Origin of the sequence: Metabacillus sp. cB07 (assembly GCF_016839225.1) — a bacterium.
Taxonomy (GTDB): domain Bacteria; phylum Bacillota; class Bacilli; order Bacillales; family Bacillaceae; genus Bacillus_P; species Bacillus_P indicus.
In genome coordinates, this window is sequence record NZ_CP069296.1 from 4,123,089 (window position 1) to 4,148,576 (window position 25,488).

At 45.7% G+C, this 25,488-nt stretch carries 26 protein-coding genes and 1 tRNA gene; 2 read left to right on the forward strand and 25 right to left on the reverse strand.

Annotation, left to right across the window (positions count from 1 at the left end; translation table 11 throughout):
- Positions 1 to 5: 5 nt before the first annotated feature.
- The 4 genes from yycF to JOJ89_RS20975 all read right to left on the reverse strand — a co-directional run bounded on the left by yycF (position 6) and on the right by JOJ89_RS20975 (position 4,279).
- Complete coding sequence (gene yycF, locus JOJ89_RS20960; RefSeq protein ID WP_029282964.1) at positions 6 to 710, reverse strand: response regulator YycF; 705 nt, start codon at positions 708 to 710, stop codon at positions 6 to 8.
- Between the two features lie 221 nt (positions 711 to 931).
- Positions 932 to 2,380, reverse strand: coding sequence for a peptidoglycan DD-metalloendopeptidase family protein (locus JOJ89_RS20965; RefSeq protein ID WP_242524644.1), 1,449 nt, complete (start codon positions 2,378 to 2,380; stop codon positions 932 to 934).
- A 412-nt stretch (positions 2,381 to 2,792) separates the two neighbouring features.
- Positions 2,793 to 2,865, reverse strand: a tRNA-Phe gene (locus JOJ89_RS20970).
- 127 nt (positions 2,866 to 2,992) lie between these two features.
- The gene (locus JOJ89_RS20975) at positions 2,993 to 4,279 is read right to left on the reverse strand and encodes an adenylosuccinate synthase (RefSeq protein WP_029282960.1); all 1,287 of its coding nucleotides are present in this window, start codon (positions 4,277 to 4,279) and stop codon (positions 2,993 to 2,995) included.
- Between the two features lie 215 nt (positions 4,280 to 4,494).
- On the opposite strand from JOJ89_RS20975, the gene JOJ89_RS20980 reads away from it, so the two are divergent.
- Positions 4,495 to 4,656, forward strand: coding sequence for a hypothetical protein (locus tag JOJ89_RS20980; RefSeq protein WP_203289288.1), 162 nt, complete (start codon positions 4,495 to 4,497; stop codon positions 4,654 to 4,656).
- A 283-nt stretch (positions 4,657 to 4,939) separates the two neighbouring features.
- Here JOJ89_RS20980 and dnaB read toward each other — a convergent pair whose 3' ends face one another.
- The 10 genes from dnaB to JOJ89_RS21030 form a co-directional block, all read right to left on the reverse strand.
- On the reverse strand, positions 4,940 to 6,304 hold the full coding sequence (gene dnaB / locus JOJ89_RS20985) for a replicative DNA helicase (protein WP_029282958.1): 1,365 nt from the start codon (positions 6,302 to 6,304) through the stop codon (positions 4,940 to 4,942).
- A 103-nt stretch (positions 6,305 to 6,407) separates the two neighbouring features.
- Complete coding sequence (gene rplI, locus JOJ89_RS20990) at positions 6,408 to 6,854, reverse strand: 50S ribosomal protein L9 (RefSeq protein WP_203289289.1); 447 nt, start codon at positions 6,852 to 6,854, stop codon at positions 6,408 to 6,410.
- A complete protein-coding gene (locus tag JOJ89_RS20995) occupies positions 6,851 to 8,830 on the reverse strand; it encodes a DHH family phosphoesterase (RefSeq protein ID WP_029282954.1) in 1,980 nt (659 codons plus the stop codon). Before JOJ89_RS20995 ends, rplI begins: the two co-directional genes overlap by 4 nt.
- Before the next feature lie 84 nt (positions 8,831 to 8,914).
- Positions 8,915 to 9,844 carry a YybS family protein gene (locus JOJ89_RS21000; protein ID WP_029282952.1) on the reverse strand — a complete coding sequence of 310 codons (930 nt, stop codon included), beginning with the start codon at positions 9,842 to 9,844 and terminating at the stop codon, positions 8,915 to 8,917.
- A 270-nt stretch (positions 9,845 to 10,114) separates the two neighbouring features.
- Complete coding sequence (gene rpsR / locus JOJ89_RS21005; RefSeq protein WP_029282950.1) at positions 10,115 to 10,354, reverse strand: 30S ribosomal protein S18; 240 nt, start codon at positions 10,352 to 10,354, stop codon at positions 10,115 to 10,117.
- A 46-nt stretch (positions 10,355 to 10,400) separates the two neighbouring features.
- On the reverse strand, positions 10,401 to 10,928 hold the full coding sequence (ssb, locus tag JOJ89_RS21010; RefSeq protein WP_203289290.1) for a single-stranded DNA-binding protein: 528 nt from the start codon (positions 10,926 to 10,928) through the stop codon (positions 10,401 to 10,403).
- 39 nt (positions 10,929 to 10,967) lie between these two features.
- Positions 10,968 to 11,255: a 30S ribosomal protein S6 gene (gene rpsF, locus JOJ89_RS21015; RefSeq protein ID WP_029282946.1), complete on the reverse strand. Its 288-nt coding sequence runs from the start codon at positions 11,253 to 11,255 to the stop codon at positions 10,968 to 10,970.
- Between the two features lie 113 nt (positions 11,256 to 11,368).
- Positions 11,369 to 12,469 carry a redox-regulated ATPase YchF gene (ychF, locus tag JOJ89_RS21020; RefSeq protein WP_203289291.1) on the reverse strand — a complete coding sequence of 367 codons (1,101 nt, stop codon included), beginning with the start codon at positions 12,467 to 12,469 and terminating at the stop codon, positions 11,369 to 11,371.
- A gap of 236 nt (positions 12,470 to 12,705) precedes the next feature.
- Positions 12,706 to 12,903 (reverse strand): DUF951 domain-containing protein, encoded by a 198-nt coding sequence (locus tag JOJ89_RS21025; protein WP_203290408.1) that lies wholly within the window; start codon positions 12,901 to 12,903, stop codon positions 12,706 to 12,708.
- Complete coding sequence (locus JOJ89_RS21030) at positions 12,900 to 13,769, reverse strand: mechanosensitive ion channel family protein (protein WP_203290409.1); 870 nt, start codon at positions 13,767 to 13,769, stop codon at positions 12,900 to 12,902. Before JOJ89_RS21030 ends, JOJ89_RS21025 begins: the two co-directional genes overlap by 4 nt.
- Positions 13,770 to 13,967: 198 nt before the next feature.
- Between JOJ89_RS21030 and yyaC the strand changes: the two genes are divergently transcribed.
- Entirely contained in the window at positions 13,968 to 14,591 is a 624-nt protein-coding gene (gene yyaC, locus JOJ89_RS21035) for a spore protease YyaC (protein ID WP_029282937.1), read from the forward strand.
- A 2-nt stretch (positions 14,592 to 14,593) separates the two neighbouring features.
- On the opposite strand, the gene JOJ89_RS21040 is transcribed toward yyaC, so the two are convergent.
- From JOJ89_RS21040 to rpmH, 11 genes are all read right to left on the reverse strand, one after another.
- Entirely contained in the window at positions 14,594 to 15,295 is a 702-nt protein-coding gene (locus JOJ89_RS21040; protein ID WP_029282935.1) for a DUF554 domain-containing protein, read from the reverse strand.
- Between the two features lie 72 nt (positions 15,296 to 15,367).
- Entirely contained in the window at positions 15,368 to 16,222 is an 855-nt protein-coding gene (locus JOJ89_RS21045; protein WP_203289292.1) for a ParB/RepB/Spo0J family partition protein, read from the reverse strand.
- Positions 16,215 to 16,976, reverse strand: coding sequence for a ParA family protein (locus JOJ89_RS21050; RefSeq protein ID WP_029282932.1), 762 nt, complete (start codon positions 16,974 to 16,976; stop codon positions 16,215 to 16,217). Before JOJ89_RS21050 ends, JOJ89_RS21045 begins: the two co-directional genes overlap by 8 nt.
- 175 nt (positions 16,977 to 17,151) lie before the next feature.
- Complete coding sequence (noc, locus tag JOJ89_RS21055; RefSeq protein WP_203289293.1) at positions 17,152 to 18,018, reverse strand: nucleoid occlusion protein; 867 nt, start codon at positions 18,016 to 18,018, stop codon at positions 17,152 to 17,154.
- Positions 18,019 to 18,147: 129 nt separating this feature from the next.
- Entirely contained in the window at positions 18,148 to 18,864 is a 717-nt protein-coding gene (gene rsmG, locus JOJ89_RS21060; protein ID WP_029282927.1) for a 16S rRNA (guanine(527)-N(7))-methyltransferase RsmG, read from the reverse strand.
- 33 nt (positions 18,865 to 18,897) lie between these two features.
- Positions 18,898 to 20,787 (reverse strand): tRNA uridine-5-carboxymethylaminomethyl(34) synthesis enzyme MnmG, encoded by a 1,890-nt coding sequence (gene mnmG / locus JOJ89_RS21065; protein WP_029282925.1) that lies wholly within the window; start codon positions 20,785 to 20,787, stop codon positions 18,898 to 18,900.
- A gap of 59 nt (positions 20,788 to 20,846) precedes the next feature.
- On the reverse strand, positions 20,847 to 22,232 hold the full coding sequence (gene mnmE, locus JOJ89_RS21070) for a tRNA uridine-5-carboxymethylaminomethyl(34) synthesis GTPase MnmE (RefSeq protein WP_029282923.1): 1,386 nt from the start codon (positions 22,230 to 22,232) through the stop codon (positions 20,847 to 20,849).
- Between the two features lie 259 nt (positions 22,233 to 22,491).
- On the reverse strand, positions 22,492 to 23,112 hold the full coding sequence (gene jag, locus JOJ89_RS21075) for an RNA-binding cell elongation regulator Jag/EloR (RefSeq protein WP_029282921.1): 621 nt from the start codon (positions 23,110 to 23,112) through the stop codon (positions 22,492 to 22,494).
- On the reverse strand, positions 23,109 to 23,885 hold the full coding sequence (spoIIIJ, locus tag JOJ89_RS21080; protein ID WP_029282919.1) for a YidC family membrane integrase SpoIIIJ: 777 nt from the start codon (positions 23,883 to 23,885) through the stop codon (positions 23,109 to 23,111). The genes jag and spoIIIJ overlap by 4 nt, the downstream gene beginning before the upstream one ends.
- Before the next feature lie 107 nt (positions 23,886 to 23,992).
- Positions 23,993 to 24,367 (reverse strand): ribonuclease P protein component, encoded by a 375-nt coding sequence (rnpA, locus tag JOJ89_RS21085; protein WP_029282918.1) that lies wholly within the window; start codon positions 24,365 to 24,367, stop codon positions 23,993 to 23,995.
- A gap of 166 nt (positions 24,368 to 24,533) precedes the next feature.
- A complete protein-coding gene (rpmH, locus tag JOJ89_RS21090; protein WP_029282916.1) occupies positions 24,534 to 24,668 on the reverse strand; it encodes a 50S ribosomal protein L34 in 135 nt (44 codons plus the stop codon).
- Positions 24,669 to 25,488: the final 820 nt, after the last annotated feature.

The window sequence follows — 25,488 nt, forward strand, 5'->3', positions numbered from 1 at the left end:
GAGTCCTACTCCTGTTCAGGGTTACGCAGGTAGTACCCGACACCTCGTCTTGTCACAATCCATGTTGGATGACTTGGGTTATCTTCGATTTTTTCACGAAGTCTGCGGACCGTTACGTCGACTGTGCGCACATCGCCGAAATAGTCATAGCCCCATACGGTTTGGAGAAGATGCTCGCGGGTCATGACCTGTCCGATATGCTTGGCCAAATAGTGAAGCAATTCGAACTCGCGGTGTGTCAGTTCAATCGTTTCCCCGCGTTTTGATACTACATAGGCATCAGGATGGATCGTCAGAGAGCCAATTTCAATTTCGTTTTTATCAGACTGCTGTTCAGGAGGCAGCGCCTGAAGTCTTCTTAAATTCGCTTTGACGCGTGCAAGCAGTTCTCTTGTGCTGAAAGGCTTCGTCACATAGTCATCCGCTCCGAGCTCAAGTCCAAGCACTTTATCAATTTCCGAGTCTTTCGCCGTCAGCATAATAATCGGAATTTCATATTTTTTGCGGACCTCGCGGCAGACTTCCATTCCGTCTTTGTTTGGAAGCATAATATCTAAAAGGATTAAGTCAGGCTGCACTTCTTCAACCATTTCAAGCGCTTCGTTTCCGTCATAGGCGCAAAAAACGTCGTAGCCTTCTTTTTTTAAGTTAAACTGCAGAATATCTGCAATCGGCTTTTCATCATCGACAACTAAGATTTTCTTTTCCACGGCCAATCGCCCCTTTTATATAAGGTGTTACGTGCTCTCTTCTTAATTTACCACTTATGACAGGCAGATTCATCTTTTCAGGCAGTTTCTTTTTAGGATATCCCAAACCCCGTGCTGCAAATCAGTGGTGAAAAGACAAAAACCCGGCCATAAGCCGAGCTGTCTTTAGCACTTGAAGTCAGAAAGGTTAAAATGAGGAAAACCTCGGGCATGGCCCAAGGTTATCTCTTTAAATACTTCAATGGATCTTTCAGTTTTCCGTTCTCATAGACTTCAAAGTGAAGGTGAACGCCTGTTGAGCGTCCGGTAGAACCCATAACACCGATTTTCTGTCCCTGGGAGACCGTATCTCCGACCGATACAGAGATTGAATCAAGGTGGGCATAAACCGTCTTCATGCCGTTTCCATGATCGATTTCAACTTTATTTCCGTATGCACCAGAATCGCCTGCAGAGATGATCTTGCCGTTGTCTGCCGCTTTGATCGTGCGGTCACTCGGACGGGCAATGTCGATTCCTTTGTGCATCTTGCCCCAGCGCGTTCCAAGCTTGCTTGAAACATATCCGCCGACAGCAGGCCATTGGAGAGAGCCGTTTCCGCGTGAAGGAACCACTTTTGTGCCTTTTACGATGATTTCTTTTACCGGTTCAGCAAGTGTTTCTCCTTTTGTTGTTTCACGTTTTACTTCTTTGCCGTTTTCTTTGTGAACAACATAGTTAAGAAGCTTTTGTCCGTCTTTGCCTTCTTGCTTCGTTTTCTTGTCGCCTTTAAACATCTTAGAATCTTCAATTACTTCTGTTTCATAGGCAATGGCTTCTTTTTTTGAAACCTCTTCTTTTACAAGGACATTTGTAAAAGGCTTATAGTCTTTTACGTTCAATTCCTCACCAGGCTTGATCACATTCTCATCTGACAGACCCGGATTAAGAGCAAGCAGCTCTTCAACAGAAAGCTTATATTCAGAAGCGACCTTTGAAAGGACATCTGAGTCTTTTACTTTGTGTTTTTTCTCTTCAAGCGTGCCTTTTGCAAGGAGCTTTACGCCTTCCTGTGCCGTCAGCACCTCTTCAGGAGAAATTTTCTCCTCAGTAATTGAAACTTTTCCCGAGAATGAAACGTCTACTATACGAGATTCATTTTCTTTTAATGGCTGAAGCGGCTGTGAGGACTGCTTCATCTTCTCGGCCTGTTCTACCTGTTCAGCCGGAACGTACTTGGCTTTGTAGGCTTTAAGGACTCTCTCTGCTTCATCTTTGTTCTTGAAGTAGCCGACAGTCTGATTATCTATTTTAAGTAAAGCTGCGTCTGCTGCTACATTGAGCTCTTCTTTCAGCTTGGCAAGTGTCTCCTCGTTGCTTGCAGCAGGACGGAACATTTGCTCAGGGATAATTTCCATCTCTTCAACCGTTAATTGATAATCTTTATATTCTTTTTTGGCCTCTTCAATCTTTTGCTTTGAAAGGTCATCAATTAACTGCTGACTGTCTACCGTTCCGATTCTTTTGCCGTCCAGATAAATATGGTAAACGGTCTCAAGATTTTCCTCTGCAGAAGCATTCATGCCGAATGTCATGGCGCCTGCGAAAGTCAGACCGAATAATGCTTTCTTTATAGTGCTGTTTGTATGCTTCACGTTGTTTCCAACGAATCCAGTTATGCGCTTAAACACGATACAATTTCCTCCCAAATGACCACTGATCAGTACTTTATCTATCATCTATATAAGCCTATAGTTCTATGTTTGCGGATTTCTTTTTTAGCCACTCTACTAACCTACCATATTATCAGACTATTACCTAGCCATTTTCAAAAATGTAACATTTCTGTATTATTGATGTCATATTTTAGTCTTTGATGTAAAATTATGCACTTTTATGTAACGGTTATGCGACTATAGGCATAACAAAAAAGACATGCATCCGGTTAAGGATCATGTCTTTTTTAGTGTGTTCGTATCGGTGTCCAGCTCCAGCACCCAGCTCCTCTGCCAGAACAAACTGCCCCAAAAAGTCAAACCCGGACTTTTCGGTTCAGTTCTTATCTGGCTTTCGGAGCTAAACGGGTGCTTCCGCTTTTCTTGATGGCTTGGGACGGAATCGAACCGCCGACACAAGGATTTTCAGTCCTTTGCTCTACCGACTGAGCTACCAAGCCGAAGTATGTATGGATCAGCGATTATCTGCCGACCTAAATTATTATAGTTCAATAACAGCTCAAACACAAGACTATTTTAAAAATAATTAAAAAATCGAAAGGGACGAATCCCTTTCGATTAAATGGCTTAGCTGTATACGCTTCTTACAACGTTTGTCTGCGTTCTGTCAGGTCCGACAGAGAAGACGGAAAGCGGAATGCCTGTAAGCTGCGATACGCGCTCAATGTAGTTGCGTGCGTTCTGCGGAAGTTCTCCGAGGTCGCGAACCCCTGTGATGTCTTCTGTCCAGCCCGGAAGCTCTTCGTATACCGGCTCACATTCAGCAAGAACTTTAAGGCTTGCAGGGAATGACTCCATGATTTCGCCTTTGTACTTGTATGCTGTACAGATTTTAAGTGTTTCAATGCCCGTCAGAACGTCAATTGAGTTAAGGGACAGGTCTGTAATTCCGCTGACGCGGCGTGCGTGGCGGACAACGACACTGTCAAACCAGCCGACGCGGCGCGCGCGTCCTGTTGTTGTTCCGTACTCGCGTCCGACTTCGCGGATCTGGTGGCCGATTTCGTTATCAAGTTCTGTCGGGAACGGACCGTCTCCAACACGTGTTGTGTAGGCTTTAGATACGCCGACAACGTGGTTGATTTTCGTCGGGCCTACGCCTGAACCGATCGTTACGCCGCCTGCAACAGGGTTTGATGATGTAACGAACGGATATGTGCCCTGGTCGATATCAAGCATAACGCCCTGTGCACCTTCAAACAGAACGCGTCTGCCGCCGTCAAGAGCGTCGTTCAGCACAACAGCTGTATCGCAGACGTACTGTTTGAACTGCTGGCCGTACTCATAGTACTCATCAAGTATTTCTTCCATTGTGAAGCCTTCTGTTTCATAGTACTTTTCAAGCATGCGGTTCTTTTCTTCAAGGTTGCGCGCAAGCTTTTCTTCAAACGCTTCGCGGTCAAGAAGGTCAGCAATACGGATGCCGACACGTGCTGCTTTGTCCATGTAAGCAGGTCCGATTCCTTTTTTCGTTGTGCCGATTTTGTTTGCGCCTTTGCGCTCTTCTTCTACTTCATCCAGTTTAAGGTGATAAGGAAGAATAACGTGTGCCCGGTTGCTGATGCGCAGGTTGTCTGTGCTGACACCGCGGTCGTGAAGATATTTAAGCTCCGTCATAAGAGCTTTAGGATCAACGACCATTCCATTGCCGATTACACAGGTCTTATCACTGTAGAAGATACCTGATGGAATTAAGTGCAGCTTATATGTTTCACCGTTGAATTTAATTGTATGTCCGGCGTTGTTTCCGCCTTGATAACGGGCAATGACCTCCGCATTTTCGGAAAGGAAATCGGTGATTTTGCCTTTTCCTTCATCTCCCCATTGTGTACCAACTACTACTACTGAAGACATTAATGTGCACCTCCGGTTTTTTAAAACACTTTCTAGTTTCGCTCAATCAAACAAGCTAATTCTACCAGCAGAACGGTCAAAAGTCAACGAAAAGACGAACATTAATGAGATTTCATTTTCTTTTCGTTCGTAATATATCGTGATTGTGGGTAATTTGGTTCTTCTTTTCATAGGTTAACCTCTGATTTGGGGTTTCATTCTGTAAGGGGGGATGTGTGATAGATAATGGCAATGGTACCCGTTCGGGCCATCAAGGTCAATTACTTGCCAATACGCGTAGAATACTTGCCGGAATACCTCTTTTACTTGAAAAAGACGATTCGTTACTTGCCGCAAACAGACGTTTACTTGAAATTTTCCAGACACCTCCTAAATGAAAGGTCGCTTCCTTCATACATGCGTCCCGCTCGAAGAAGATTTTGAGCATTCAAACGATTGAAACGAGGCTCGTTAGCCATCCAGGTCGTTTACTTGCCAACCCGCGCCGAATACTTGCCAAAATACCTATCTTACTAGAAAAAGCCAATCCGTTACTTGCCGCAAATAGCCGTTTACTTGAAAATTTCCAGATGCCTCCTAAATAATAGAACGCATCCTTTATACACGTTCACCAGCACTGCCCCTGATCAAACAAAAAAAGCCGCCCGTAATGGACAGCTTCTAAGCACCTGGAGGGACGCCGGCATCATCGAAGCGCCGTTCCAGGTTGACGAATTTGTTGTATTCTTTGACGAACGCCAGGCTGACGGTGCCTACTGGTCCGTTACGCTGTTTGGCGATGATGATTTCAATGATGTTTTTGTTTTCGGATTCTTTATCGTAGTAATCGTCCCGGTAGAGGAAGGCTACGATATCGGCATCCTGCTCGATACTTCCGGATTCACGGATATCGGACATCATCGGACGCTTGTCCTGACGCTGCTCAACGCCGCGGGAAAGCTGGGAAAGGGCAATGACCGGGACTTTGAGTTCCCTTGCGAGAGACTTCAGTGTCCGGGAAATCTCGGATACTTCCTGCTGACGGTTGTCCTTGTTCCGTCCGCTTCCCTGGATGAGCTGCAGGTAATCAATCAGGATCATGCCGAGGCCGCTTTCCTGCTTAAGGCGGCGGCATTTGGCGCGGATGTCGCTGACACGGATACCCGGCGTATCATCGATGTAGATGCCTGAGTCAGACAGGCTTCCCATGGCCATTGTGAGCTTGCCCCAGTCTTCAGGGGTCAGGTTTCCTGTACGCAGTGCCTGGGCGTTAATGTTGCCTTCTGCGCAGAGCATCCTCATGACGAGCTGGTCTGCACCCATCTCAAGACTGAAGATGGCGACATTTTCGTCCGTTTTTGTTGCGACGTTCTGGGCGATATTCAGGGCAAAGGCGGTTTTACCAACGGAAGGACGGGCCGCCACGATGATAAGGTCATTTCGCTGAAAGCCTGCCGTCATCCGGTCGAGCTCGGTAAATCCTGTCGCGATTCCCGTGATGTCGCCTTTTCGTGTGTGGAGCAATTCAATGTTATCGTACGTTTGGACGAGTACATCTTTTATGTTCTGGAAAGCTCCTGCGTTTTTTCGCTGTGAGACTTCCATGATGTTTTTTTCGGCTTCGTTGAGGAGAACCGCCACTTCGTCTTCGCGCGAATATCCGTCCTGGGCAATGGTTGTTGCCGTGCGGATCAGGCGGCGAAGAATAGATTTTTCCTCGACGATTCTGCCGTAATATTCAATATTGGCTGCTGTCGGGACAGAACCCGCCAGGTCGCTTAAATAAGATACACCGCCGATTTCCTCTAGCAAATTGGCATCTGCAAGCTCTGAGGTGACTGTTACTAAGTCAACAGGCTCTCCTTTATCCGCAAGCCCGAGCATGACATTGTAAATCTTCTGATGAGATGCTCTGTAAAAGTCTTCTGGAATCAGAATTTCAGAAGCTGTAATCAATGATGCGGGTTCGAGAAAAATGGCTCCGAGCACGGCTTGCTCCGCCTCAATGTTCTGTGGAGGAATCCGGTCATCAAACATTTCATTCATGATGATCACCGTCCTTAACTTGAATTAGGCAGGACTGCTCCTGCAAAAAAGATGTGATGCGCAGAAAAGAAGCAGCATCCATTCACACATCACATCTTGCTTATTATTGTTCAGTTACATGCACTTTCAGTGTTGCAGTTACGTCAGGGTGAAGCTTGACAGGTACGTTTGTAAACCCTAGAGCACGGATGGCATCCGGCAGCTCAATTTTGCGCTTGTCGATTTTATGACCATGTGTTTTCAGCAGTTCATCTGCGATTTGCTTGCTTGTAATTGAACCGAAAAGGCGGCCGCCTTCTCCTGATTTTGCTTTGAGCTCAACTGTCAGGCTCTCGAGCGTTTCTTTCAGTTCTTTTGAGCGCTCAAGCTCTGCTGCGGCTTCTTTTTCTTCTTTTTTCTTCTGGCCCTGCAGTTTGCTGATTTCTGTGTTGTTGGCTTCGATTGCAAGCCCCTGTTTGATCAGGAAGTTATGTGCGTAGCCGTCTGCTACATTTTTCACTTCCCCTTTTTTGCCTTTGCCTTTAACATCTTTCAGGAATATAACTTTCATGATTTGGTTCCTCCTTCTAAATACTCCAGGATTGCCTGTTCTAATCTCTCTTCTGCCTCATTCAGAGACAGGTTCTCAAGCTGAGTGGCCGCATTCGTAAGATGTCCGCCGCCGTCTAAGGCTTCCATGATCAGCTGGACGTTAATGTCCCCGAGTGAACGGGCGCTGATGCCGATGGTCTGGTCGTTTCTTCGGGCAAGGACAAAGGATGCCACAACGCCGCTCATCGACAGCAGGGTGTCCGCTGTCTGGGCGATGATGACCTGATCGAACATCTCGTCTGAATCAGGATCTGCTTTCGCGATTGCGATGCCTTCTCTCAGCATGTTGGTATTTTGAATCAGTTTTGAACGCTTCACATAGTGCGTAATGTCTTCTCTCATAAACTTCTGCACAAGGATCGTGTCTGCCCCTTTGGATCTTAAATAAGAAGCCGCGTCAAATGTGCGCGATCCCGTTCTGAGCGTGAAGCTTTTCGTATCCACGATGATGCCGGCAAGCAGCGACGTCGCTTCAATCATGTTCATTTTCAGACGTTTTGTCTGATATTCCAGAAGCTCTGTTACAAGCTCGGCCGTTGAAGAAGCATAAGGCTCCATGTAGACGAGAAGCGGATCTTTAATAAACTCTTCGCCGCGTCTGTGATGATCGATGACGACGACATTGTCCATTTTGTTGAGCAGCTTTTCATCGATGACAAGGGATGGCTTATGCGTATCTACCACGATCAGCACAGAATCATCGGTCGAGATCTCGAGCGCCTCATCTCTCGTAATAAAACGGGACCAGAGATCCGAATGCTGTCTGACTTCCTGAATCAGCCGCTGAACGCCTGTATCGATCTCGTTTTGATCAAGCACGATAAAGCCTTCTTTATCGTTCACCTGCGCCACTTTCAAGATGCCGATAGCGGAACCGATCGAGTCCATATCAGGGTATTTGTGACCCATGATGATGACCTTGTCGCTTTCAGAAATGATTTCTGTCAGAGCGTGTGAAATGACCCTTGCACGAACCCGAGTCCGTTTTTCCATCGGGTTCGTTTTCCCGCCGTAGAATTTCACTTTTCCGTTCGTCTGCTTGATGGCCACCTGGTCGCCCCCGCGTCCGAGTGCAAGATCAAGACTCGACTGGGCAAGGTCTCCAAGCTCCGTCAGAGAAGGGACGCCTGAACCGATTCCGATGCTCAGCGTCAGGGAGATATTTTCTACAGTCGTCTGCTCTCTAACTTCGTCAAGAATTGAAAACTTTCCTTTTTCAAGCTTGATTAAAATATGTTCATTCAGAATCGCCATAAAGCGCTCTGAGGATGTTCGTTTCAGGTAAATGCCGTTTTCAGTCGCCCATTTGTTCAGGATGGACGTGACATGCGAGTTGATCGAGCTTTTCGTCTGATCATCTAGCCCCTGGGTCACTTCATCGTAATTATCAAGAAAAATAAGGGCAAGAACCGTGCGCTCATCTTCATACTGTTTCTCAATTTCAATCTGCTCTGTTACATCAAAGAAATAGAGCAGCCGTTCTTCCCGCTTAATGATCACCTTGAATTTCCGTTCATGAAGGGTGATCGTTTCGGTGTCCACTTCCTGCTTCACAAGCGGAACGAGAGCTTCTGCGACATCATACATGGAACGTCCGACAAGGGTATCCTCATGAAAGCACGAGGTAAGGAACGGATTGGTCCATTCAATATGGAACTGTTCATTAAACAGCATGATGCCAATCGGCATTTCCATCAAAGCTTCCTCTCCAACCCGCTTCAGACGGTAGGAGAGCGTGGAGATATAGGTCTCCATCTCTGCTTTTATTTTTTTATCGGCAGCCCGGAGAAGAAACAAAATCGCGCCTAAAAGAAGCACCCCGGCTAAACCGATCATCCACTGATAGTAAAAGAGGATGATGATGGAAATCGCGGTCAGGGCAATCAATGCTAAAAGGGGGTACCTGATTAATGGTTTTTCAAAAAAGCTGGGCATGTTGTTTCATCTCCTCAAACCTACAGTGAAACATACGCAAGATTGCTTTAGTCAATGTATGAATCTAGTTTATGCGTTTTTCTTTTATTTTTTCACGCGGCCCCGCAAATTAAATGCTAAATCAATTATACCTAAGATTCTTACGAGATACATCAGGATCGGGACAATCAATGAAACGATGACCGCAACAATCGGTATCGCTTTTGAATAGTTCTTCACATAGCTGTAGAACCAGATGAATGAAAAACCCTGGATGACAAGGAGCATCTGCAGCATAAACAGAAGGTTAACAGCTGCGATGAAAAGAAAGCTTCCTTCCTGAAGATCAAAAAACATCAGAAAGCTTACACCGAGGTAATACCAGACGATGCTTGAAGGCAGTTTCCACTCGCGGAAGTGCTTAATCTTCGCCATCTGCACATTCAGTCTTTTCATCACCGGAATGGCCGCGGCGTGCGAGAGCAGGGTGAAAATAAAAGCAGAAGAGAGAAGGACACTTGGAATCAAGTAGCCTATGAGCTTCATCTGCTCTTCCAATTGTTGAATTGCGTCTTCATTTGCTTCCTGTCCCACTGCTGCCATCATGGATCTCGCCATTTCAAAGGTTTCATCCATTGCAGCTGTCATTTCCTTCACAGGATCAACCTGAAAAAACGCAACGGATGCAGCATACAGCACGACAAAGCTCAGCAGAAAGGAAAGTGTTCCAGCTATTAAAGCTCCTGCTGTCTGCTTTTTTCTGTAGAAATGACCCATCACAATCCCGCTTATGGAAAAAATCAGGGTCAGCGGCAAAGCAAACAAAGAACCAATTAACAATGGCACAGCACAAGATGCAGCCGTCAAAATGCCTGCCGGCTTTAAACCATGCCTGACTGTGTACAAAATAAACGGCAGCGGCATAAAGAACATTAAAATCGCCCCGAACAGCGGCAGATAAAGCGTCATAAATGTTAAGACAGCAAACAGCGCCAAAAGAATCGCGCCTTCTGTCAGTACGTTAACCCGTTTCACAGATTCACCTCTTTTTACCTTCCAAGCTTATTTTAAATGAAGCAAGACCTGCAAATCAAATATACAAAAGCGGAAGCGCCAAGGCCCGCTCCGATAGGCAGATAAGAATCCGGCGGAAAAGTCCGGTTTTGACTTTTTTGGCGGATTTGTTCTGACAGAGGATTTAGGCGCTGGAGCTGGACGAAGACAACTCTGCAATAGTATCTATAGCCATATTTTCCTGAATAATAAAAAAAGCAGCAAGGAATCCTCACTGCCTTTTTCATCTTATTATTCGCCAGAAACGTATGGAAGTAAAGCCATTTGACGAGAGCGTTTGATAGCAATCGTTAATTTACGCTGATATTTAGCGCTAGTTCCTGTTACACGACGTGGTAAAATTTTACCGCGCTCAGAAACGAATTTTTTAAGCAAATCTACATCTTTGTAGTCGATGTGAGTGATTCCGTGTGCAGTGAAGTAGCACACTTTACGACGTTTTGCACGTCCACCTTTGCGTCCGCCTGCCATAGTTGTTTCCTCCTTCCGTAACTTTATTTAGTTCGAGCTGTATGTTTTAGAACGGTAAGTCATCATCAGAGATATCAATCGGCTTTCCATCGTTAGCGAATGGATCGTCATCAAAGTTCGAACGCCCTTGATTACGCTGATTCTGATTTTGATTTTGGTTTTGGCTGAATGGATTTTGCTGTCCGCCTTGTCCACCCTGGCCTCCGCCGTAATAATTGTTGTTTCCGCCACCGCCGCTGTTTCCACCACCGCCGCTTTTAGGCTCAAGGAACTGGACGCTTTCTGCAACCACTTCGGTTACGTATACGCGCTTGCCAGTCTGGTCTTCATAGCTGCGTGACTGAAGACGTCCATCAACGCCCGCAAGACTGCCTTTTTTAAGGAAGTTTGCAACGTTTTCGGCTGGACGGCGCCATACGACACAGTTAATGAAGTCCGCTTCTCTTTCGCCCTGCTGGTTTGTGAAGGCACGGTTTACAGCTAATGTAAAAGTAGCAACTGCCGCTCCGGCTGGAGTGTAGCGCAGTTCTGGATCTTTTGTTAGTCTGCCGACTAAAACAACCCGGTTCATCATCAGAATCACACCTTTTCTGAGATATCTAATCTATGTGAATTACGCTTCTTTTCTAGTTACCATGTGACGCATGATGTCTTCGCTGATTTTCGCTAAGCGGTCAAATTCTTGAACAGCTTCAGGCTGTGATGCAACTTGAAGAAGCATGTAGTAGCCATCACGAAGATCGTTGATTTCGTAAGCAAGACGGCGCTTGCCCCACTCTTTTGTTTCTTCAACTTCCGCACCATTGTCAGCTAAAATTGTGTTGAAACGCTCAACAAGAGCTTTTTTAGCCTCATCTTCAATGTTTGGGCGGATGATATACATGATTTCGTATTTATTCATCTCTTACACCTCCTTTTGGTCTAAACGGCCCTAAACGGGCAAGGAGCAATTAACATTTCAATTACTCACAAGTTTAAATTATAGCAAACAAATGGACTTTAGGCAACCCGGGATTAGACATTAAAACGGAAATGAATAACGTCTCCGTCCTTCACGATGTATTCTTTTCCTTCAAGGCGCACTTTTCCGGCTTCACGGGCTGCTCCCATTGTTCCTGCATTCAGCAGATCTTCATAGGAAACCGTTTCTGCGCGGATAAATCCGCGTTCAAAGTCAGAGTGGATGACACCGGCACACTGAGGTGCTTTCATGCCTTTTTTGAACGTCCATGCACGCACTTCCTGAACGCCTGCCGTGAAGTAAGTAGCAAGGCCAAGAAGGTTGTATGATGCTTTGATCAGCTGATCAAGGCCTGATTCTTCAATTCCGAGCTCTTCAAGGAACATTTCTTTTTCCTCGCCGTCAAGCTCTGCAATTTCAGATTCAATTTTGGCGCAGACAACAATGACCTCTGCTTTTTCACCGGCAGCAAATTCGCGGACAGCTTTCACATATTCATTGTTTGACGCATCTGCCACTTCGTCTTCAGAAACGTTTGCTACATAAAGAACCGGCTTGCTTGTAAGCAGGTGCAGATGCTTTACGATCTTCATCTGTTCGTCTGTAAATTCGACAGAACGGGCAGGTTTGTCATTTTCAAGCGCCTCTTTAAGCATTAACAGAACCTCATGCTCATAAACGGCCTCTTTGTCTTTTTGTTTTGCAAGCTTGCCGACGCGGTCTGCGCGCTTGTCTACTGATTCAAGGTCTGCAAGGATCAGTTCAAGGTTGATCGTTTCGATATCGTCAATCGGATCCACTTTTCCTGCTACGTGAGTGATGTTGTCATCAGCAAAGCAGCGGACAACGTGGCAGATTGCGTCTACTTGGCGGATATGGGAAAGGAACTTGTTTCCAAGGCCTTCTCCTTTGCTTGCGCCTTTTACGATTCCTGCAATATCGGTAAATTCGAATGCAGTCGGAACCGTCTTTTTAGGCTGAACAAGATCTGTCAGCTTTTGAAGACGCTCATCCGGCACTTCAACAATCCCTACGTTCGGATCGATTGTGCAGAACGGGTAGTTGGCTGATTCTGCTCCAGCCTGTGTGATGGCGTTGAAAAGAGTCGATTTCCCGACGTTCGGGAGACCGACGATTCCTGCTGTTAAAGCCATAATGCTTTCCACTCCTCTATATTTATAAATGGCCCGTGTCAAAAAGGGCTTTGCGTTTTATCTTCTGGACAAAAAAAAGACAAGTCCTCGTTTCTAAACCAATCTTCAACAATTATAGATAGTAACGAGGCAAATGACAAGCTAAAGAGGGAGATGCCCGGAATGCTGAAATGGGGTTTTCTCCACTAAAAAAAGGAAAACCGGCTTGTAAATCCGTGTTTTCCCTTTAGAAAAACTTATTCTTCATGTTTGACTAATTTTTTTTTCATCTTCCGGGCAAATTCACGGCGCGGAATCATGACACTGTGTGAGCAGCCTTCGCATTTGATGCGGATGTCCATGCCCATTCGGATAATTTTCCAGCGGTTCTCTCCGCACGGATGAGGTTTTTTCATTTCGACAACGTCATTTAAGCCGAACTCTTTATCCACTATTCCGTCATCCTTTCTTTTTGCCTTGATTCCTCGTTTCTTGAGTACATCACCATGCGCGGATATGGAATTTCAATTCCGTGCTCATCAAGCCTCATCTTGATTTCCTTCCTGAGCACCCTTGAAATATGGAAATGCTTCATCGGGAGAACCTCGCTGACAACACGGAGCACCACTTCAGATGGCCCGAGATTCTGAACGCCGAGCAGTTCAGGCGGCGCGACCATTTCTTCGTATTTATCAGGAAGCTCAAGCAGCAGATCCTCAATGACTTTTTCTGCCTTAGGGATGTCTCCCTCATAGGCAATGCTGACATCGACAAACGCTACGCTGTTGTTGATCGAGAAGTTTGTCACTTCCGTTATATTTCCGTTTGGAAGAATATTGATTTCGCCGGTCCAGCTCTTGATTTTTGTCGTACGCAGGCCGATTTCTTCAACCGTTCCTTCAAATTGTCCTACACGGATCATATCCCCTACAGAAAACTGATCCTCAAAAATAATGAAGAAACCAGTAATAATATCTCTTACAAGGTTTTGCGCGCCAAATCCGACGGCAAGACCGACAATCCCCGCTCCTGCAAGAAGCGCCTTGACATCAAAGCTCAGCGTCTCAAGAATCATGAGGAGAGCAATGAAATAAACAAGATAGGTCAGAACATTGTCCAACAATTTAACAAGGGTGTTTTCTCTCCGCTCTGAAATCCGAAGCGGCGATTTGGTACGGAGCATGAAGATCTTTCCGATTACCACATTGCCGATCTTGATCAGGATGGAGGCAAGGATGAGAATCCCGATGATTTTCAGCAGGCCTTGTCCGGCACTGAGCCACATATCTTCATTAAAAAATGAATCTGTCATTTTATTCATCAGCTTGTTGGCAAAATCCACTATTTATCAACCTTTCTTAAGAAAGATAAAAGACTGCATGTCTAAAGATAAAATTTATTTTAGCAATTTTTCATAGGAAATGACAGTCCTGACCTAAAACTCCCGCAATCACGTAATCATGTATAGAATTCTGAATTCTTCCGTATACTGATACTACTAAAATGAGGGAGTGAAAGGATGAATTTTAAACCTGGCTTTTTAAAACCGTCGCGTGACCGTATCCATTATGAAGATGAACATGCGGCCGAGCAGCTGTCAGCTGAACTGAAACTCCTTCATTCTGTCCGGAAACCGGTTGTCGTGCTGTGCATCGGAACAGACCGTTCAACAGGCGATTCCCTGGGGCCTTTAGTCGGAACAAAACTGAAGGAAGCAGGGCTGCGCCATTTTCATATATACGGGACATTGGCAAACCCTGTCCATGCAGTTAATTTAGAAGAAACCATCGAGGCGATTGAACGCGTCTTCCATAAGCCGTTTATCTTGGCTGTGGATGCATGCCTCGGCAGGTTGAAAAGCGTCGGGACGTTTCAGGTTGGGGCTGGTCCGATCAAGCCGGGTGCAGGCGTCAACAAGGTTCTCCCTGAAGTTGGAGACATCCACATTAACGGCATTGTCAATGTGAGCGGATTTATGGAGTTTTTTGTCCTTCAAAACACAAGGCTGCATCTTGTGATGTCGATGGCCTCGATTATTGCAGACAGCATTGCATCCATTGACCGTGAGATGAACGCGGCGCCGCCGAAGAAAAAAACCTCCTGGCTGAACCAGGTCAAGGATGCCAGCAGATCTATACAGTAAGATTATACAAGTTTCATCACAGTGATGATTACAGCAACGACAGCAAGACTCGGAAGGAGATTTGCCACGCGGATGGCTTTAATCGAGAGCATGTTCAAGCCAATCGCAAAAATCAGGATGCCGCCTACAGCTGTAATTTCTGAAATAAGATCATCAAGCAAACTCTTAGGAATATACTGATGAATCACATTGGCAAATACGGCAATGCCGCCTTCATACAAAAAGACCGGCACGGCCGAAAACAGCACGCCAATACCAAGCGTGCTCGAAAGGACCATGCTCGTAAAGCCGTCGATCATGGATTTCGTATACAGAATGTCATGGTCCTGTCTAAGACCGCTGTCAAGCGATCCGACAATCGCCATTGCGCCGATGACGAAAATAAGTGTGGCTGACACAAAGCCCTGCGCAAAATTTCCGGACTGATCCCTGCTGAATTTCCGTTCAAGCAGGCGTCCGACCCGGTGAAGCATTTGCTCAATATCAATCGCTTCCCCAATGACGGCTCCAAGCACAAGGCTGATGATCACAATGAAAAGCTGCTTGCTCTCAAGCGCCATATCAAGACCTAATACCATTACAAACAGACCGATCCCAGCCATGACGGTCTGTTTCATCGTCTCAGGTATTTTCCTCAGCAGAAGACCTAACAGGGCCCCTGCGACAATACCCGCTGCGTTAACCAAACTTCCTGTTAAAACCACTTTATATCACTCCGTTAGCTCTATGTATGTCAGCCAAAGCAAAAGAAGCCGCCTTATGGGCAAGATGGCTTCCTAAGATGATTGCTCCGCTTCAAGCAATTCCAGAATTCTCTCGAGATCTTCCTTTGAGAAAAATTCAATTTCAATTTTGCCTTTTTTCTTTTGCTGCCTGATGGTAACAGATGTGCCGAAATACTCCCGCAAATAGGATTCTCTCTCTTTAATAAACACATCTTTGCTGACAGCCTTCTTTTTCGTTTCACGTGGAACGTTCTCGTTCAGCTGCTGCACCAGAAGTTCCACCTGACGGACATTCAGCTGTTCCTTCATGATTTTTTCAGCGAGAGGCTTCACTTTCTCTTTGTTTTTCAGTCCAAGCAGCGTTCTGCCGTGGCCCATTGAGAGCTTACCGTCGGATATATGCTGCTGAATAACTGACGGAAGGGAAAGGAGCCTCAAATGATTGGCAATGTGAGGTCTGCTTTTGCCGAGCCGCCTGGCGAGTTCCTCCTGCGTAATGTGCAGGTGGTCAAGCAGGGACTGATACGCAGCTGCCTCTTCAATCGGAGACAGATCTTCACGCTGAAGATTTTCAAGGAGAGCAAGCTCCATCATCTGCTGCTCGGTCAGCTCTCTCACAACAGCGGGCATAACCTCTAGTTCCGCTTCTTTCGCCGCACGGTACCTTCTTTCACCGACAACAATTTCATAGCCCTTTATGCTTTTTCTCACAACAATCGGCTGGAGAATGCCATGCTGAAGGATGGACTCCTTCAGTTCTTCAATCGCACCGGGTGCAAATGTTTTTCGGGGCTGATAGGGATTGGGACGCAAATCCTTCAGTTTGATTTCCTGATAAGATTCATCTTTGCCGGCTTCTATATTTGTAAAAAAAGCGTTAAGTCCTTTTCCTAACCCTTTAGCCATTCACTACCACTTCCTTTGCCAATTCTAAATATACATCTGCGCCTCTTGATCGCGGGTCGTAAATGATAATCGGCTTTCCGTGACTTGGTGCTTCACTTAAACGCACATTGCGCGGAATAATTGTTCTGTAAACTTTATCGCGGAAATACTTTTTCACTTCTTCAATGACCTGTATGCCTAAGTTGGTCCTGGCATCAAGCATTGTCAGAAGAACGCCTTCAATCATTAAATCGGTATTCAAATGTTTTTGGACAAGCCTTACTGTGTTCAGAAGCTGGCTCAGCCCTTCAAGAGCATAATATTCGCATTGCACAGGGATGAGGACGGCATCAGAGGCCGTCAGAGCGTTGATTGTCAGAAGCCCAAGAGAAGGCGGACAATCGATAATCATATAATCATAGTTATGTTTTACTTTTTCAAGCGCACGTTTCAGACGGACTTCCCTGGAAATGGTCGGGACAAGTTCAATTTCGGCACCCGCTAATTGGATCGTGGCCGGAATAACATCCAGATTTTCGACAGCAGTCGGTTTTATGACATCTACTACATCTGCATCATCTACTAAAATATCATAAACACATAGTTCAACATCTGCTTTTTCAATTCCAATACCGCTTGTCGCATTTCCTTGTGGGTCAACATCAACGAGCAAAACCCGTTTTCCAATATAAGCCAGGCAAGCGCCAAGATTTACGGAAGTTGTTGTTTTGCCGACTCCGCCTTTCTGGTTCGCAATGGCAAGAATTTTCCCCACAGTGTCACCTCATTCACTAGACATGAACTCTATCATCTCTTTATTCTATCATGAAATATGGACAATAGTTTGAACTTTTTAGGAATTTGAAAAAATGCGCCAATAGGCCGTAAACCTTGTTTTATCAGGTTCTGTCAGCAAAAGAAAAGCCCGCCTGCCATGGACGCAGGAGAGCTTATTTTGGGATTTTTATAGTGAATTGAATGTATTCTTCAAACTCTTCTTCTTCGGCATTGATTTTGACGCCTGTGTCTGCAACCATTGAGAGCGACTGGCGGATTGTGTTCATGGCGATGCGCGTATCACGGCTGAACGCTTTTCGTTTCGCTTTTGCTTTCGGCGCCGTTTTTTCGAGCATTTTCACGACACGGTCCTCTGTCTGCTTCACATTAAGCTGCTTTTCCATAATTTCCGTGAGCAAAAGGATTTGAGGTTCAGGTTTCTTAAGAGGAATGAGCGCTCTCGCATGCCTTTCTGTGATCTTCTTCTGAAGCAGCGCCCGCTGCACTTCATCAGGAAGTTTCAGCAGCCTGAGCTTATTCGCAACAGTAGACTGTCCTTTTCCAAGTCTCTGTGCAAGGGCTTCCTGCGTCAGATTGTGAAGCTCGAGCAGCTTTGCATAGGCAACGGCCTCTTCAATGGCAGAAAGTTCCTCCCGCTGAAGATTTTCAATCAGCGCTACAGATGCCGTTTCCGTATCATTGAAATCCTTGATGATGGCGGGAATGGTTTCCCAGCCAAGTTTTTGAACAGCTCTGAATCTTCTTTCCCCGGCAATAATTTCATAATTGCCGTCTGCCTGGCGCACAACAATCGGCTGAATGATGCCGTGTGTGTGTATGGTAAGAGAGAGTTCCTCAATTTTTTCATCAGCAAATACAGTACGCGGCTGGAAACGGTTTGGAACGATGTCCGCAACCGGAATCTTCTTTACCTCATCATATACTGAATCATCAATTTCTTCTGTATCTATTCCTGCTGTTTTTTCTGCTGTATCTTCTTTTTCTCCCAAGCCGAAAAAACGAGAGAATGGATGCTTCATGAGCCTACACCACCTTTAGAAACTGCCATCATATTATTTCTCTTTCAAGTCTCTTTTTTCCTGCATGCAATTCAAACTTTCCTCCTGATTCGCTGCACTGAAGAACCCGCTGTCTTCAGGCGAGCCTGTCTACTCAAGAGGAAGTTTATTCGGCGTACCCGGTTTTCGCGGATATTTTGCAGGTGTCGGTTTTTGCTTATGGATGACGATGATTGAGCGCTCACTTTCTTCAAGAGGCAGCTCAAAAGCATATTTATTTTCTGTTTTTCCGCCGAGGGTGATGATGGCTTTTCTCGCAGTTAAAAGCTCATCCTCCGCACTTGCGGCCTTCATCGCAACAAAATGTCCGCCCGGCTTGACAAGCGGGAGGCAAAGCTCGCTTAATACGGAAAGGCGCGCTACCGCTCTCGCTGTCACAACGTCATATGACTCTCTGTGTTCTTTCTTTTTGCCGAATGTTTCGGCTCTGTCGTGATAAAGGGATACACCGGACAGATTCAGAGATTTTGAGAGGTGATCGAGAAACGTGATGCGTTTATTCAGGCTGTCCACAATCGAGACGTTCAGGTGCGGAAAGCAAATTTTGATCGGCAGGCTCGGAAAACCGGCGCCTGCCCCAACATCACATATGGAAAGCGGCTTTGTAAAGTCAAAATAAAAAGCAGCGGAAATGGAGTCGTAAAAATGCTTTAAATAGACTTCCTTTTTTTCCGTAATCGAAGTCAGGTTCATTTTTTCATTCCACTCTACAAGCAGATCATAGTATGTCTCAAACTGCTGAAGCTGCGTGTCTGTCAGGGTGATGCCTTTTTCTTCGAGACTTGCCTTAAATAACGAAATGTCCATAGTCAAAACCTTTCTGATGCTTGAAATCGCATGCTATTCGTTCGCCACTCTGGCTATTTTGCCCTGCTCTAAATAAACAAGAAGAATGGAGATATCCGCAGGATTAACCCCTGAGATCCGCGAAGCCTGTGCCATTGAAAGCGGTCTGACCTCTTTCAGCTTCTGGCGCGCTTCTGATGCAATCCCTGAAATCGCGTCATAATCGATGTTTTCAGGAATTTTTTTGTTTTCCATTTTCTTGAGCTTTTCAACCTGCTGAAGGGATTTCTCGATATAGCCTTCATACTTGATTTGAATTTCAACCTGTTCGGCTATTTCTCCGGAAATAATTTCATCTGCCGGAACAAGCGCATGAATATGATCGTAGTTCATTTCCGGTCTTTTGAGAAGATCGGCAGCACGGATGCCGTCTTTCAGCTCGCTTCCGCCAGCCTGTCTGATGACGTCCTGAGTTTGCTGATTCGGCTTGATGATCACGGTGCTTAAGCGTTTCTTCTCTTTTTCAATCTCGTCTTTTTTCAGAAGGAACGACTGATAGCGCTCTTCTTTGATCAGACCGATTTTATGGCCGGTTTCTGTAAGGCGCAGGTCCGCATTGTCATGTCTTAACAAGAGACGGTACTCTGCTCTTGAGGTCAATAAACGATACGGCTCATTCGTGCCTTTTGTGACAAGGTCATCAATCAGAACGCCGATATAAGCGTCCGAACGGCTCAGAATGACCTCTTCTTTGCCAAGGGCTTTGCTGGCAGCGTTGATTCCGGCCATCAGTCCTTGTCCGGCAGCTTCCTCGTAGCCGGATGTGCCGTTGATCTGTCCTGCAGTGAAAAGTCCCGGCACCTTTTTCGTTTCAAGCGTCGGCCACAGCTGCGTCGGAACGATTGAATCGTACTCGATTGCATAGCCGGCGCGCATCATTTCTACCTTTTCAAGACCAGGGATGGATGAAAGAATGCGTCTTTGCACATCTTCAGGAAGGCTTGTTGAAAGTCCCTGCACGTACACTTCCTGAGTGTTTCTGCCTTCAGGCTCAAGGAAAATCTGATGGCGCGGCTTATCGTTGAAGCGCACCACTTTATCCTCGATGGACGGGCAGTAGCGCGGACCCGTTCCTTTGATCATGCCTGAATACATCGGCGAACGGTGCAGATTGTCGTCGATGATCCGGTGCGTTTCTTCACTTGTATAAGTAAGCCAGCAAGGAAGCTGGTCTGTAATGTACTTTGTGGTTTCATAGGAAAAAGCTCGGGGTACGTCGTCTCCCGGCTGAATCTCTGTTTTGCTGTAATCGATGGAGTGGCTGTTGACCCGCGGTGGCGTGCCTGTTTTAAAACGGACCATATCCAGGCCAATCTCCTGAAGGTGCTCAGACAGCTGAATAGAAGGCTGCTGATTGTTAGGGCCGCTTGAGTATTTAAGTTCCCCGAGAATGATTTCCCCTCTAAGGAATGTGCCTGTTGTCAACACAACCGTCTTGGCGCGGTATTCTGCACCTGTCTGCGTGATGACCCCGCGGCATTCGCCGTCTTCCATGATCAGCCGCTCGACCATACCCTGAAGCATCGTCAAATTCCGTTCGTTTTCCATCGTTTTTTTCATTTCATGCTGATATGTGAACTTGTCTGCCTGGGCACGAAGCGCTCTGACAGCCGGTCCTTTTCCTGTATTCAGCATTCTCATTTGAATATGTGTTTTATCGATGTTTTTTGCCATTTCTCCGCCCAAAGCATCGATTTCGCGGACAACAATTCCTTTGGCCGGCCCGCCAACAGACGGATTGCACGGCATAAACGCGACCATATCGAGATTGATCGTCAGACACAGCGTTTTGGCGCCCATTCTTGCAGAAGCGAGAGCAGCCTCAACTCCTGCATGTCCGGCGCCTACGACAACAACATCATAATCACCTGCGTGATATCCCACGGCAGTTCCTCCTTTAAAAAATTCATTTATGAAAAGCGCAAAACTTATAATCGCGGAGCTTATTTTCCGAGACAGAACTGGGCAAACAGCTGATCAATCAGGCTTTCGTGAACAGCATCCCCGATGATTTCCCCGAGAAGCTCCCATGTGCGCGTCAGATCAATTTGAACGATATCAATCGGAACGCCTGCATCAATGGCTTCAAGAGCATCTTCGATTGACCGTTTTGCCTGCGACAGCAGTGCAATATGTCTTGTGTTTGAAACATAGGTTAAATCTGTTGGACCGACTGCCCCTTCGAAAAAGAGGGAGCTGATGGATTCTTCAAGCTGGTCAATGCCCTGTTCTTCGAGCAGTGACGTCGTGACGACCGGCGAGTTTCCGGCAAGTTCTTTTACCCGGTCCAAATCAATCTGCTGCGGCAGATCTGTTTTATTGACAATGACGATGACATCCATCCCGCTGACGGCTTCAAACAGCTGTTCATCTTCTTGTGAAAGAGCTTCGCTGAAGTTCATGACGAGCAGAATGAGGTCGGCCTTTTTCAGCACCTGTCTGGATTTTTCAACGCCGATCCGTTCTACGATGTCTTCCGTCTCACGGATTCCCGCCGTATCGACCAGCCTGAGAGGCACGCCCCTTACATTCACGTACTCCTCAATCACGTCGCGTGTCGTTCCCGGAATATCTGTGACAATCGCTTTGTTTTCATGGATCAAACTGTTAAGCAGCGAGGATTTTCCTACATTCGGACGGCCTACGATAACAGTCGAAAGGCCTTCCCGTAAAATTTTCCCCTGCTGGGAAGTCTGGAGCAGCTTTTCAATTTCCTGCTTCACATACGTCGCTTTTTCAACAAGCACATTGTGCGTCATTTCTTCCACGTCATCGTACTCAGGATAATCGATGTTCACTTCAACGTGTGCCAGTGTCTCAAGTATTTCCTGGCGCAGCTTTTGAATCAGCTTGGAAAGTCTTCCTTCCATCTGGCCAAGCGCTACGTTCATCGCTCTGTCCGTTTTGGCACGGATCAAGTCCATTACCGCTTCAGCCTGGGACAGGTCAATTCTTCCGTTCAAAAACGCACGTTTTGTAAACTCACCAGGATCTGCAAGTCTGGCTCCTCCGTTCAGGGCAAGCTGCAGCACACGGTTAACCGTAACAATACCGCCGTGGCAGTTGATTTCAACAATATCTTCTCTAGTGAATGTTTTTGGTCCTTTTAATACAGACACCATCACTTCTTCTACGATCTGGCCTGTATCAGGGTCCTTTATATGTCCATAATGTATGGTATGACTCTCAACGTCACGCAGTCTTTTTCCGGAAGGTCCTGAGTAAAGCCGGTCAGCAACCGCGATGGCTTCATCGCCGCTCAGTCTGACAATGGCGATCGCTCCCTCTCCCATCGGTGTGGATATCGCCGCAATCGTATCGAAATCCATGCGTTTCACCCCGCTTCTTTCAAAATTAATCTATAATGGCATGTTCTATTAAATACGCAGTCAAATTTATAAGATATCACAGTTATTTCTTATTTGAAAGGAAAAAAGTTCAATTTATCCACAGTCTGATTTTCCGCACATTCAGCTACCTATTATTTTAACTTATCCACATGTTAATAACAATATTTCCAATCCCGCTTCATCTAAGTCCTCCCGAGGACAGAAAAAACCCCGCTGACTGACTATCAGCGGGGTTTTTCTATTTAGGCGCAATCACTAAATGACGGTGCGGTTCTTCACCTACAGAGTAGGTTTTGATCTTATGCTGTTGGCTGACCAGTGCAGCATGGATGATCTTCCTCTCGTAAGAAGGCATCGGCTCGAGCGGAACCTCTTTCCTCGTCCGGATCGCCTGATGGGCAAGCTTATGAGCGAGCTGAATCAGGGTCTCTTTGCGGCGGGATCTGTAGTTTTCCGCATCAACGGTAATGTTCAGATAGTGATTGGCATGGCGGTTTGCCGCAAGCTGCGTTAAATACTGCAGGGAATTGAGGGTTTGTCCGCGTTTTCCGATTAAAAGAGCCACTTTCTCTCCTTCAATTTGAAACGTCACATTTTTCCCGTCCTGCTTCATTTCAACAGTGGCGTCCACGCCCATGTTTCTGACAACATCCATTAAAAAGCGATGCGCTTCTTCTGCGGGATTCGGCCGTTTAACGGCTTTCACCCTTGCAGGCTTTGAGCCGAACAGGCCCAAAAAACCTTTTTTGCCTTCATCAATCACGGTGATTTCTACTTCATTTTCAGTTGCATGAAGCTCTTTTAAAGCGGATTGTACTGCTTCTTTGACGCTAAGTCCCTCAGCAGTTATTTCTCTCACTTTTTCTTTCCTCCCGATTTCAAAAGGGCATTCTTTTTAATATCAGGTCCGTAGATGATCATAGTCTGCACGATCATGAACAGGTTACCTACAACCCAGTACAAGGAAAGTGCAGCAGGGAAGCTGACAGCAAAGATGACGATCATAATTGGCATGATATAAAGAAGCATGGCCATTTGCGGATTTTGACTTGCTGTTCCTGCCATCGTTAACTTCTGCTGAATGAAAGTTGTGATACCTGCAATGACCGGCAGAAGGAATAATGGATCACGTGCACCAAGGTCAAACCACAGGAAGTTGTGATCGGCAATGGCTTCTGTTCTCATGATGGCATGATAGAATCCGATAAGAATCGGCATCTGCACAAGTAAAGGAAAACATCCTGCAAGAGGATTTACCTTATTCTTCTGGAAAAGAGCCATTGTTTCCTGCTGAAGCTTCTGCTGTGTTTTCTGATCTTTCGAGCTGTACTTTTCACGCAGCTTCTGCATTTCAGGCTGCAGTTCCTGCATCGCTTTGGAGTTTTTGATCTGCTTGATCATCAGCGGCAGAATGGCAAAGCGGATAATAAGCGTTACGATGACAATGGAGATTCCATAATTTTCACCCGTTAATTCTGCGAAATATATGATAAGCCATGACAACGGATAGACAATGTATTGGTTCCAGAACCCCTGGCTTTCTTCTGTGATTGGCTGATTGACTTCTGTACATCCTGCAAGAAGCATCACCATGCTCACTAAGCCAAGCACTAACAATATTCTCCTTTTCAACCGGTATTCCTCCTAACAATCTAACTGAACCGGGCATTTTTTGCCGGCGTATCCAACCTATATTCTAACATCTTTAGATAAGAAATCGAAATTTGTTCTAAACATTTCTATGTATTTTTTATGGCGCTTTCACGGCGAACGCCGGGCTTTAGGATTTTCGTTTTTCTGAAAAGGTGCAAAAGACTGCTTTTCACTTCATGATAGTCCATTTCAGACGCAGGTTTTCTGGCAATGACAATGTAGTCCATGCCTGTTTTCAAGCTGTCTTTTTCTTCAAGGAATACTTGGCGGACGAGACGCTTTACCCTGTTTCTGGTTACGGCATTTCCTATCTTTTTGCTGACTGACAGGCCTAAGCGGAATTCCTTTTCTTCAGGCTGATTCAGCATGTAGATCACAAATTGTCTGTTTGCCATCGACTTGCCCTGCTTGAATACTTTTTGGAAGTCTTCGTTTTTTTTAATGCGGTTTTTCTTTTTCATGCCCTCACTCCGGATCCTTCCCTGACGTTCCTTTAGCCTGCTGAAAGCTCTGCCATCATTATTTCTTTAAAAGAATCTATTTAAACAGCTGTTTTCCTAAAAACATGGCCCAATCTGTTTGAAGGATTGGGCCATGTAAAAAAGACCACTGATAGTTTTCAGTGGCCTATGCTGATAATACTTTTCTTCCTTTGCGACGACGTGCTGCTAGCACTTTACGTCCGTTCTTTGAGCTCATGCGAGCGCGGAAACCGTGAACTTTGCTGTGTTTGCGGTTGTTTGGCTGATACGTTCTTTTCATTATAGACACCTCCCTGAGGAATAGCTGTTAAAGACAGTCTTTCTAATTATAGAGAGTGACCCCTTGAATTGTCAACCATCTGTCAAAAAAGATTTCGATCTGCGGTTTTTCGTTCTCGTTTTTTCATTTGTTGTTTTTACCCGTTTCCTTCAGATTCAACTTCAACAACTTACATTCCGTCCGGCTAACCGTTTCCTTCCACTCCAGAAACTTGCTTTCCGCGGGGAGGACCGGAAGCTTCCTCGCTGCGCTTGCGGGATCTTCCTTGTCCTCTTCATCCCGCAGGAGTCAAGTTTCTTCCGCTGCAGTTCACTGGATTGCAAATTCAAAAACCATAAAGCCATGAACAATTCTGGATTAGATCTAAACACCTTCTGCAGCCTGTCCAATTCCTGGGGCATTTCTGCTTCTGTGCACAATTTTTTCGACAATATTTTTTATCCACACCCGTTATCGACAGGTTTCTCACAGAACAAACAGATGTGGACAATTTTTCTCAACAGGAAAGCGGGTATGTGGATAAGTTTTTCAAAACCATTGCGCCGCTTCGTTTAATTTGATATTATATTTGTGTTTTCACTCTGAATATCAAACGGTATAAAATCAATTATCCACACATTGTGGATAACATGTGGAAAGATTATAAACACCCTGTTAAAAAACTTGTCCACACGTGAAGGTTTATGTCGAAAAGATGTTTTTCTACTATATTATATATTTATGCACATTTTGTCCTTTTGTATATTTATTCGCACGCCTATGAATGGTTGTACAAAACATATACACGTTACTTTTCTTAAGAAGGAGGGAGATGCCTCAT

Excerpts from the sequence above, each read along its gene's own strand:
- JOJ89_RS20975 (WP_029282960.1), bottom strand. The coding sequence starts at position 4,279 with ATGTCTTCAGTAGTAGTAGTTGGTACACAATGGGGAGATGAAGGAAAA.
- dnaB (WP_029282958.1), bottom strand. The coding sequence starts at position 6,304 with ATGAATGAAATGTTTGATGACCGGATTCCTCCACAGAACATTGAGGCG.
- rplI (WP_203289289.1), bottom strand. The coding sequence starts at position 6,854 with ATGAAAGTTATATTCCTGAAAGATGTTAAAGGCAAAGGCAAAAAAGGG.
- JOJ89_RS20995 (WP_029282954.1), bottom strand. The coding sequence starts at position 8,830 with ATGCCCAGCTTTTTTGAAAAACCATTAATCAGGTACCCCCTTTTAGCA.
- rpsR (WP_029282950.1), bottom strand. The coding sequence starts at position 10,354 with ATGGCAGGCGGACGCAAAGGTGGACGTGCAAAACGTCGTAAAGTGTGC.
- ssb (WP_203289290.1), bottom strand. The coding sequence starts at position 10,928 with ATGATGAACCGGGTTGTTTTAGTCGGCAGACTAACAAAAGATCCAGAA.
- rpsF (WP_029282946.1), bottom strand. The coding sequence starts at position 11,255 with ATGAATAAATACGAAATCATGTATATCATCCGCCCAAACATTGAAGAT.
- ychF (WP_203289291.1), bottom strand. The coding sequence starts at position 12,469 with ATGGCTTTAACAGCAGGAATCGTCGGTCTCCCGAACGTCGGGAAATCG.
- JOJ89_RS21030 (WP_203290409.1), bottom strand. The coding sequence starts at position 13,769 with ATGAATAAAATGACAGATTCATTTTTTAATGAAGATATGTGGCTCAGT.
- yyaC (WP_029282937.1), top strand. The coding sequence starts at position 13,968 with ATGAATTTTAAACCTGGCTTTTTAAAACCGTCGCGTGACCGTATCCAT.
- JOJ89_RS21045 (WP_203289292.1), bottom strand. The coding sequence starts at position 16,222 with ATGGCTAAAGGGTTAGGAAAAGGACTTAACGCTTTTTTTACAAATATA.
- noc (WP_203289293.1), bottom strand. The coding sequence starts at position 18,018 with ATGAAGCATCCATTCTCTCGTTTTTTCGGCTTGGGAGAAAAAGAAGAT.
- rsmG (WP_029282927.1), bottom strand. The coding sequence starts at position 18,864 with ATGGACATTTCGTTATTTAAGGCAAGTCTCGAAGAAAAAGGCATCACC.
- mnmE (WP_029282923.1), bottom strand. The coding sequence starts at position 22,232 with ATGGATTTCGATACGATTGCGGCGATATCCACACCGATGGGAGAGGGA.
- rnpA (WP_029282918.1), bottom strand. The coding sequence starts at position 24,367 with ATGAAAAAGAAAAACCGCATTAAAAAAAACGAAGACTTCCAAAAAGTA.
- rpmH (WP_029282916.1), bottom strand. The coding sequence starts at position 24,668 with ATGAAAAGAACGTATCAGCCAAACAACCGCAAACACAGCAAAGTTCAC.